The sequence below is a fragment of the Flavicella sp. genome, from assembly GCF_029238425.1.
Classification (GTDB): domain Bacteria; phylum Bacteroidota; class Bacteroidia; order Flavobacteriales; family Flavobacteriaceae; genus Flavicella.
On sequence record NZ_JAQWGB010000158.1, the window covers coordinates 1 to 9734 of the forward strand.

At 34.0% G+C, this 9734-nt stretch carries 9 protein-coding genes and 1 tRNA gene; 2 read left to right on the plus strand and 8 right to left on the minus strand.

The window, feature by feature from the left end; translation table 11 throughout:
* From P8H68_RS11075 to P8H68_RS11110, 8 genes are all read right to left on the minus strand, one after another.
* Positions 1-436: Arm DNA-binding domain-containing protein (locus P8H68_RS11075; protein ID WP_300324949.1), on the minus strand; the 436-nt coding region annotated here is incomplete at its 3' end.
* A gap of 217 nt (positions 437-653) precedes the next feature.
* Positions 654-727 (minus strand) — tRNA-Asp (locus P8H68_RS11080).
* A gap of 71 nt (positions 728-798) precedes the next feature.
* Positions 799-1398, minus strand: coding sequence for a nucleotidyltransferase family protein (locus P8H68_RS11085; RefSeq protein WP_300324953.1), 600 nt, complete (start codon positions 1396-1398; stop codon positions 799-801).
* On the minus strand, positions 1395-2438 hold the full coding sequence (locus P8H68_RS11090) for an XdhC family protein (RefSeq protein ID WP_300324955.1): 1044 nt from the start codon (positions 2436-2438) through the stop codon (positions 1395-1397). The genes P8H68_RS11085 and P8H68_RS11090 overlap by 4 nt, the downstream gene beginning before the upstream one ends.
* Positions 2438-4570: a molybdopterin cofactor-binding domain-containing protein gene (locus tag P8H68_RS11095; protein WP_300324957.1), complete on the minus strand. Its 2133-nt coding sequence runs from the start codon at positions 4568-4570 to the stop codon at positions 2438-2440. Before P8H68_RS11095 ends, P8H68_RS11090 begins: the two co-directional genes overlap by 1 nt.
* Before the next feature lie 4 nt (positions 4571-4574).
* Complete coding sequence (locus tag P8H68_RS11100) at positions 4575-5045, minus strand: (2Fe-2S)-binding protein (RefSeq protein ID WP_300324959.1); 471 nt, start codon at positions 5043-5045, stop codon at positions 4575-4577.
* A gap of 189 nt (positions 5046-5234) precedes the next feature.
* Entirely contained in the window at positions 5235-7931 is a 2697-nt protein-coding gene (locus P8H68_RS11105) for a TonB-dependent receptor (protein WP_300324962.1), read from the minus strand.
* A gap of 6 nt (positions 7932-7937) precedes the next feature.
* Positions 7938-8744 (minus strand): GLPGLI family protein, encoded by an 807-nt coding sequence (locus P8H68_RS11110; protein ID WP_300324965.1) that lies wholly within the window; start codon positions 8742-8744, stop codon positions 7938-7940.
* A 161-nt stretch (positions 8745-8905) separates the two neighbouring features.
* On the opposite strand from P8H68_RS11110, the gene P8H68_RS11115 reads away from it, so the two are divergent.
* Positions 8906-9619 (plus strand): hypothetical protein, encoded by a 714-nt coding sequence (locus tag P8H68_RS11115; RefSeq protein ID WP_300324967.1) that lies wholly within the window; start codon positions 8906-8908, stop codon positions 9617-9619.
* Positions 9620-9654: 35 nt separating this feature from the next.
* A partial coding sequence (locus tag P8H68_RS11120; protein WP_300324970.1) for a deoxynucleoside kinase occupies positions 9655-9734 on the plus strand: 80 nt, incomplete at its 3' end.

Sequence of the window (9734 nt, forward strand, 5' to 3'; positions counted from 1 at the left end):
CTTCCATATATTCTTGAATATACCGCTGACTTGTTCTATAACTACGAAGTGTATTTTTATGAATCTTATGCTCTACATTCTCATTATGATATTTAAAAACATCTTTGACAGAATGACTCTGTACATCAGTTCCGAAAAACCGAGCTTTCACCAACTTAGAAGTTAAAAACTTATTTTCTAACTCAAGCGATTGATAGGAGTATACAATTTTTGCCTTTACCCTATCTATATTCTGATTTATAGCACGTGCTTCTTGACTATTACCTTTTACTTTGGATTTCGATTTATCCCATGACGAAACATCAACCTTTCGCTTAAGACTTATATTGGTTCGTTTTTGATTGATTGTAACCCTAGCATATAATTCTGCTTGATTATTTATGGCACGTGAAGAATTAATCCAGATTAGGATTGAAAAAGTTGTTGAAGATTTCATAGTTGTCGTCTTTTAAGTTAAACTCATGTAGACGAAAGTCAAATCAACTAATAATATACTTCTTAAAGTAGTCAACAAAATACAACAATACAATCTGTTGACCGATTTGTTGACCCAAGATATGAATAAATTTCATATTACTTGATAGTTGGCAACAAAAAAAAACCTTGTAAACATAATGTTTACAAGGTTTTAAGCTAATTTGATTTTGCTTTAGCGGTCTGGACGGGACTCGAACCCGCGACCCCCTGCGTGACAGGCAGGTATTCTAACCAGCTGAACTACCAGACCGTTGCTGTTAGCGGTTGCAAATATAAAACTTTATTTAGATGCCACAAGGGCTTAAGACAAAAAAAATAAAATTATTTTAATTTGTTCTTTTCAGAATACTTTGCGTAATCTTCAGGGGTATCCACATCCATAAAATCAATAGCTGTATCTATCTGAACCACTGAGGTTTTATACATTTTCATTAATTTTTTGGCTCCAATATTCCCATTTAGTTCCATCAATACGTCAAAATAAATTTGATCAAACAACATCGGTACAGCAGGATGTTGCATATTGTTATAAGTACTTGCAATAATTTTACCTTCATTTAATTCGAAACTATGAAGCATCTTTTTTAAATGATCGACCTCTAAAAACACTTGATCTGCCAATAAAATCAAAACTCCTTGGTAACCTTCAAGTTTCTTAATCCCTACCGAAATGGAACTACCGATGCCTTGCTTCCAACTTGTATTATCAATCTCTTGAATATTATATTTCGACAGTTGATTTTGAATCTCATTTTTTCCTGATCCTAGTACAACAAAAATATCATCATCAAACACAGCAGAAGCCGTATCTATCATATTTCCTATTAGGGTTGTATCATTCCATGTTAACAGTTGTTTTTGACTTCCCATTCGAGTTCCTTTGCCAGCTGCCAAAATCAAACAGGCGATCTTATACTTCATTTTTCAACTGTTTCATTTTCTTTTATTCGTGTGGTATGGATAGCACCTTTTTTATCCTGAAGTGACATTACATTTTCTTTTCTTACCACCGATAAAATTTCTGCAATAATAGAAATCCCTATTTCATTCGGAGTTTCTGCACCAATATTCAATCCTGCCGGACCGTATATTCTATCCAAAAAGGCTTCATCCACTTCAGGATGATATTCAATATAAGCATGTAACAGTTGTTCCCTTCTTTTTGCTGGACCTAACAATCCAATATAAATTGGGTTCGATACTTTCAAAGCCTTTAAAAAAAGTACATCTTTGGCAAAATTATGAGACATTATAACAACAGCCGTTTCTGAATCAATAGTACTTGCATCATAATTTTCCGGAGCACTTAAAATAACTTCCGAAGCTCTTAGAAAATCTCTTTTCGACTTTCCGCTTTGCGGAGAACATATAACTGTGACTTCCCACCCGGTTGCACATGCCAATTCACACAACTTTGCACTGTCATGCTCACCTCCAAAAATCACCAATCGAAAACAAGGTTCTAATTTCTCTTCAAAAACTTCTAACTGCTGACTTGGTTCAAGGTGTTTGTTTAAATTCTTTGCTTCACCAGAATTAAATAATAATTCTGACCCCATAGGCAATTCATTATTCCCCAACGAAAACCAAGATTTCATTACAAATTCCTTTCTTCTGACAAACGATTCATGGATCAAATCAAGAGTTACATCATCCATGACTAACTCTTCCAACAACACATATAAAGTACCTTCACAACCCAGACGATACCTTCCATCGTAGGTCATTATTTTTGCTGCACCTGATTTAAAAACAGACTGAGCCTTGAGCACCACTTCTTTTTCTACACAACCTCCACTAATAGCTCCGATAGTTTTACCGTTCTCCAGCACCAGCATCCTCGCGCCCTCTCTTCGATAGGAAGACCCTTCTACAGATATCACAGTAGCCAATACTGTTTTTTGTCCAGCTTTTTGAACTATAGCATAGGTTTCTATTATTTTTTTAAACTCGTGTGTCATTATACGTTTAATTCCCAGTTTTTAACAAAAGGAAGTTTTCGAATTCTTTTTCCTGTAGCTGCAGCAATAGCATTCCCAATTGCACCACTTACCGGAGGCAAGGTAGGTTCTCCCAACCCTGTAGGATCTTCGTCACTTTTTACAAACGTACAAAAAACTTGTGGTGTTTCATTCATACGAATCAAACGATACTTGTCATAATTAGAACTTGTTGGCTTGCCATTTTCAAATTCAAAATCTCCATACATAGCATGTCCCACACCATCAATAATTCCACCGACAACTTGATTGTCAGCTCCCATCGGATTGACAACGACACCACAATCCACAGCGCAATACACTTTCTTTATTACAGGTAGCCCATCTTTCATCTCTATTTCTACAACCTCAGCCACATATGACTGATGACTATAATAAGCACTAAATCCTTTAAAAGTTCCTTCTACGGAAGATCCCCATTTTGAATCTTTTCTTACTTTTTCAATCACGGCAATCATTCTGCTTGCACTGTAATTTACTTTTCCTTTAACATTGGCCAACATTTCCAATCGATATTCGATGGGATCTTTCTTCAAAGAGATTGCAACTTCATCCAAAAAGCTTTGTTCTGCAAAAGCTAAAAAGTTTGAAACTGGTGCTCGCCACCAACCGATGGTAATTTCGCTTTGCACCAAGCCCGAAGCAATATTTAAATTTGGTACTGCTCCAAAAGGAAAGTTCTGAGCATGATGTCTACCCATCCCTCTATTAACAGCAGCTTCCTTTAACTCGTACCCAATCAAATCATTCTTTTTCAATGCAGCTTTGAACTTATATTTTACAGCAGGTTTGTAAATACCTCCTGTCATATCATCTTCTCTAGTATACACCAACTTGATCGGTTTTTTTGCGATATCAGAAATAACGGCTGCATCAACCACAAAATCACCAGTAAGTCTACGACCAAATCCACCACCAATACGTGTCAGCTTTAAATCTATCTCAGAAATATCTCTACCAAGTTTTTTCGCTACGCTATTTACTGAGTTTTGAGGAGTCTGTATAGATCCTGCAAGTTCTATTTTTTCTGGAGTAACATTCGCATAAAAATTCATTGGCTCCATACAATTATGAGGTAAAAAAGAACTATCATAACTGGCTTCTAACACTTTATCTGAAGAATTCAAAGCAACTTTGACATCTCCTTTTTTCTTTAAACTCTTAAGTTTGTCATTTTCTATTATGGTTTCCATTTTAGAATTCAACTCTAAAGTTCCATCGATGGAGGCATCTGAACTCCACTCAGCAACAATCAATTTCTTTGCAGAAAATGCTGCCCATGTATTGTTTGCAATCACAGCAATATTATCTTCAAATTGAAATACATTGACAACACCTGATAGTTTTTTTGCCTGAGTCGCATCAAAAGATTTTAACTTTTGACCAAACGCAGGTGGTCTAAGTACCGCTGCATACAGCATACCTTCAACTTTATAATCTAAACCGAAAAGAGATTCTCCTTTTGTTATTTTATAAACGTCTACATTCCTTTTCCCTTGTCCTATGATTGAAAATTCTTCAGGATTTTTCAAAGTCACATTTGATGGAATTTCCAACTTAGAAGCCGCCTCAACCAATTCACCATAACCTAATTTAGAACCGTTTTCATGAAAAACGAACCCTTCTTTAGTTGATAAGGATACTGAAGAAACTTTCCATTTTAAAGCCGCAGCTTCTAACAACATTTGTCGTGCAGTAGCCCCAGTTTGTCGCAATGGCTTCCATCCTTTTCTTATCGATTGACTTCCTCCTGCAACTTGCCTTTTAAAATTCTCTGTATCTAATTTTGCCTGTACTACGGTAACATCCTCCCAGGCAACATCAAGCTCTTCAGCCACAATCATTGGCATGGAGGTTTTAACCCCCTGACCGATTTCTGGATTTGGAGAAAACAAGGTTACCTTTCCGTTTTCTGCAATTTTAATATAGGCATTGAACTCATGAAAATTTAAATCCTCTACTGTTGTCGGCACCAAAGCCTTTGGATTCAAAGCTTCCAATAAATTAAATCCAAACAAAATTCCTCCACTTGCTAAAAGAGATGTTTTCATAAACAACCTTCTATCTACACTATTCTTTTTTGTAGTTTCCATAGTCCTAAGAATTTGATTGTTTTTCTTTTGCCGCTAATACCACCGCATTTTCAATTCTGTTATATGCTGCGCATCTACAAATATTTCCATGCATTGCATCGCGTACTTCCTCTCTACTAGGATTCTGATTTTCTTCAATAAAAGCAGAAGCCGTCATGATTTGACCCGCTTGACAATAACCACATTGTGGTACATCTAATTCTTGCCATGCTTTTTGAACAGGATGATCATTATTTTCGGACAAACCTTCAATGGTTGTTATTTCGCTCCCCACAACAGCAGAAACTGGCAGCAAACAACTTCTTGTGGCACTACCATTAAAATGTACGGTACAAGCACCACATTGTCCAATTCCACAACCAAACTTTGTACCTACCAATCCTAACTCATCTCTAAGCACCCATAACAAAGGGGTTGTTTCATCAACTTTTACCTTATAGGTTTTACCGTTGATTTTTAACTGAAATTTCTTCATAACTATTTTTTATTTGAAATAATTCATCATTAAAAAACTGAATCACAAGTTATTAAAATAATTAAATAAAATAGCAGGAATTTTTATTCCAATACTATTACTTAATTACCCCACATAACCCATCAAATAAACTTATTTTAAAGGAAACCTATTAGCACTTTTGATTAAAAAGCTAACACAAAAAAAAAACTACAAGTTGTATTTCAATATAAACATTACAAATCTTGGTTGTACAAAATAACTACTGCTTGTTACGGTATTGGCTGCAATAGAAATATTATCTCTATTTAAAGATTTAGTATCCAATAAATTTGTTCCAGAAATAACATATTCCCAGTGACTATCGGCTACTCTAAAACTCAACTCCGCATTTAAAAAAGCGTATTTATTTGAAATTGTCTTGGCCTGATCATAGTAATTATAATAGTCATAATCTGCAGTAAAAATAAAATGTTTTAAAAATTTCGCATCGATATTCACAAATGGTTTATCGGTATAATAAATGCGATCTCCGTAATCATTTGTACTTTTAGTATATCCTACTTTAATATTTGGAGCCTTGTTAAAATTGGTTCCTACATCACCCCCATAGGTATAATTGTAAACATTATTTGCAAACCATTCTCCATTTCTAATGTTGTAGTTTTTAGAATAATTTCCATTGGTACGAAGATTCACTTTTATTTTTCTAAAAGTTCTTCCATATCTAAATCTAGCCGTAACCGTTTCATCAGGAAAAATAGAATTGATAGAAGTTCTGTCTTGCCCAATTCCATTAAACTCTGTATCCGTTTTAATGGTATTTTCTTTTTTTGTATAATCAATAGAAGCATTGATATTCGTATAATTATACATTATAAAACTAAAATAACTCAATGTATATTTATGATAAACTGCGCTTTCTAAATTTCTATTTCCTGCATACACAGAATTGTAGTTATTGAATAACAACCCTTCAGAAAGTTTCTTAATATCTGTAAACTGATTGGTCATAGTATACCTAAAACGAAGACTCTCAGCTTTTTTAAATTGATAGTTGGCATAAAAATCCGGAAGCATTCTAAACTGAGTAGAACTATTTTCCGAGTCCAATTGTTCATCCTTTGTGGTATATAGGTGCAATGAAACTCCAGGTTCCAGTGTCAGTTTTTTCCTTACAAATTTGTAATGAACAGCGGAATAAACATCGGCAAACTTAAATAACACATCATTGATATATCGATCCTCAGAAAAAATATTTTCAGAACCATCATCTAATACTTGCAGCAATCCTGAGTTAAAGTTTTGATTGCTCAACAAAGTTCCCATCGTAAAATTCAAGTGACTCTGATTATTCAAAACATAGTAGTAATCTAATTTGGCATCCAGTCTACTCGTAGAAATAGTTTTATCCTGCAATAAATCATAAAACTCCTGATTATTATCTAAAGGGGGAGTCAAAGAAGCATCTACATTTAAAATATCTGAAACTGAATTCAATACAGGCAGTTCTTTTTGAAATAGATACTGACCTTCAAAGGCAAGAATATTCTTAGGATCAATTGTTTTATAAATATTCAAATTCTGGGAAACCGAATAGGGATCATCATTGTTATCCGTATGGATATAACCATTCCCCATATCGTTCAACTCAGAACTTCTTAGAGCGTTTTCTCCTTGCTCAGATTTTTTAATAAACAAATCATAATCTAATTGTAGATCCGAAGATGGCTTATAAACAGTACTAAATTTAAATAGGCCTAACTTACTTTGCTGCTCCGTAGCACTATTTATTTTTTCAATATCATTAGTGTCTTGGTAGGTTTTTGTTGTAGCCTCTAACAAATCGGTTTGAGTACCTGAGTAAATACCAAAACCACTAAAAGAAACTTTTTTATTAGGATTATGATTAAAGTTTGCTGCTCCAAACTGAGTTGTTAACTCAAAGGCTTTATTGTTTTGTGTAGTCGCTAACCCAACCGTATTATTATCAATATTTAAAGAAGTTCCTCCTCTAGAAGACAAATTCCTAAAACCTCCTGTAAACCTATAATAATCCCTATTTGTAAATGGAACCTGTCCGATATTATTAAAGTCGGTAAGAATACTAACACTTATTTTAGGACTGTAAAAAAACACTTTCGGGTGTACTAAATATCTATCCTCAACTCCTCCTCCTGCAGTAACTTCTCCAAACCAAAACTTATCTTTCCCTTTTTTTAATCTAATGTTTATAGCAATGGAATCTTCGTTATTGGTAACCCCCTTCATTTGACTTACCTCATTATAATTTCGAAGCACCTCTATTTTATCCAATGCATTTGCCGGAATATTATCCACGGCAACTTTAGAATCACCATCAAAGAAATCTTTCCCTTCTACCATCACCTTGGAAACACGCTTTCCTTCAATCTCAATTTCTCCATCATCATTGATTTCAACTCCAGGAAGTTTTTCCAAAACATCTCCAAGTTTTCTTTCTGTACCATTCCTGAAGGAATCTGAATTATAAACTATAGTATCCCCTTTAATAGTCACTGGCATTTCATAGGCTATTTCAACCTCATCTAGCACATCCTTTGTTTCTTTCAAAGTGATGTTTTTGCTTAAGTCCTCTTGCACCCCAACCAGATCAACAGATACAGTCTCAGTATCAAAACCCATATAGCTCACCTTGAACTCATAAACTTGTCCAGCTTCTAAATTTATAGAATAACGACCTTTGGAATCTGTAATTGCATATTCAGCCATTTCATTAGTATTTTTGGTGAAGGCAATAACATTTGCCATCTCTAATCCTCCGCCAATCGAATCTTTCACAATTCCTTTTATTTTGATTGTTTGTGTGTAAACAACTCCAGAAAAAAACAGAAATAAAACAGCTAAACAGTGTAAATTATTTTTCATAAAAACTTATTGTTTTGGTCTATTTCCACCGCCTCCTTGACGTCCTTTTTTAAATCGTTCTCGCATCTCAATTGTTTTTTCTTCAACGATTTCATCAAACTCTTCTTCTGTAACTTTTTTCCCTTTCTTAGGAGCTTTCAATTCTTTCTTTTCTTTTAGATTCAACACCACTTTAGTGCAAATGACTTGGGTATCCCCAGCGTTTACACTTAAAATCAACCCTGGAAGCCCCCAATATTTATCCGGCCCCATAGAAACCGGTATTTCCGGAGAATACCATACCGTTACCAACGTTTGAGTTTCTAAGGAATCTTTACTCTTGGCAAATGGGTTTTCTTTTTTATCTACCGAAGTAGTTGCCTTAAAACAAGTATACTTTCCAATTTTTTTTGTTTCCTTCTCTAACTTCCATGCAAAAGGTTTCAATGGATCTTCCACCAAAAAATTTTTACCAAAAAACTCAACGGCTCTTTTAGATTCTTTCGTAGAAACATTTTTATAGGTTTTTCCAATACTTGGTCCACCAAAAATAGAAGCGAACATTGCACCTCTCCCTCCTTTATCCTGGCTCTCTAATGTTACTTCTTCTTCGTAAATAGAGGCCACCTTGTTAAAATTAAGCACAAAAGTTTTCTGCATCGCCTTGTCCATTCGCTCTTGCATACGTTTTTTGGCATCTTCGGGAATTTTTCTATTTCCGAAATCAAATTGAAATTTTGTTTTAGACATGTATACAGCTTCTCCTTGAAAATCTTGAGAAAAAGTGTAAAAAGAAATCAGCAAACAGCTGATCGCAGTGAAGTAGTTTTTCATAGTTGGGTTTTAATTTTAGTTATATCTATGCAATAAGACACTAAAAACACCGAATGGTTTAATAACAAAACTTAGTTTTTATATAAAAGATTCTTAAGTTTTGTAACTTTGTTTCAATGCGATATTTCTTCTATCTTTTTAGTTTATTCTGTACCAACTTTATGTTTGGACAAATAGAGAGTAATCTTGTCAAAAAAAATTCACTCAACGCTGATCAATTTGTTGGTTGTGATTATGATTTCAACTATTATTATTACAACAATACCATTATATCAAAACAAACAAAAGATGACCTGCTCACCTACTCAAATTTTCTATATGGTAATATCAGTTCTGTAGACATCACCAACCCTTTAAAAATTGTTGTTTTTTATCAAGAATTTAATGTTGTTATTTTATTAGACAGTCAATTAAATGAAACCGATATCATTCAATTGCCTTATGATGTAAGTTTTGCCACCAAAGGAACAGCAAATCACCTATGGCTATTTACTACAAATACCAAAATCATAGAAAATTTTAATTTTAAAACACAGACAGTCGTTGCTAGATCTCAACCTTTGAAAAATGCAACTGTTGTGAATATGAAAAGTACCGAAAACAACGTTTTTATTCAAACAACCGAAGGAATTCGAACGTATGATTACTTGGGTAATTTTATAAAAAACTATAGTAACACCAAACTCCAGGACTTCCAATACAGCAATAGGGTCTTATACACCTTACAAAATGACACTATTTATAGATATAAAAATAATATAGAAACAATCACTTTCCCAGAACCATCTAATATTGAAAAATTCTACACATTAAATAATCATTTCTTTATCTTTGACGGTTCTGAGTTATATCTTTTTTCTACTGATAAAAAATAATATCTTAGTACCCTAATTATTATAAAAATCTATCTATGCACGTAGCGATAGCAGGAAATATTGGCGCAGGAAAAACGACGCTTACAGAACTTTTAGCAAAACACTACAATTGGGA

Bases quoted from the DNA above. Each gene is read 5' to 3' on its own strand.
- P8H68_RS11100 (WP_300324959.1), bottom strand. From the start codon at position 5,045: ATGAAGAAATTTCAGTTAAAAATCAACGGTAAAACCTATAAGGTAAAA.
- P8H68_RS11085 (WP_300324953.1), bottom strand. From the start codon at position 1,398: ATGAAGTATAAGATCGCCTGTTTGATTTTGGCAGCTGGCAAAGGAACT.
- P8H68_RS11095 (WP_300324957.1), bottom strand. From the start codon at position 4,570: ATGGAAACTACAAAAAAGAATAGTGTAGATAGAAGGTTGTTTATGAAA.
- P8H68_RS11110 (WP_300324965.1), bottom strand. From the start codon at position 8,744: ATGAAAAACTACTTCACTGCGATCAGCTGTTTGCTGATTTCTTTTTAC.
- P8H68_RS11115 (WP_300324967.1), top strand. From the start codon at position 8,906: ATGTTTGGACAAATAGAGAGTAATCTTGTCAAAAAAAATTCACTCAAC.
- P8H68_RS11090 (WP_300324955.1), bottom strand. From the start codon at position 2,438: ATGACACACGAGTTTAAAAAAATAATAGAAACCTATGCTATAGTTCAA.
- P8H68_RS11105 (WP_300324962.1), bottom strand. From the start codon at position 7,931: ATGAAAAATAATTTACACTGTTTAGCTGTTTTATTTCTGTTTTTTTCT.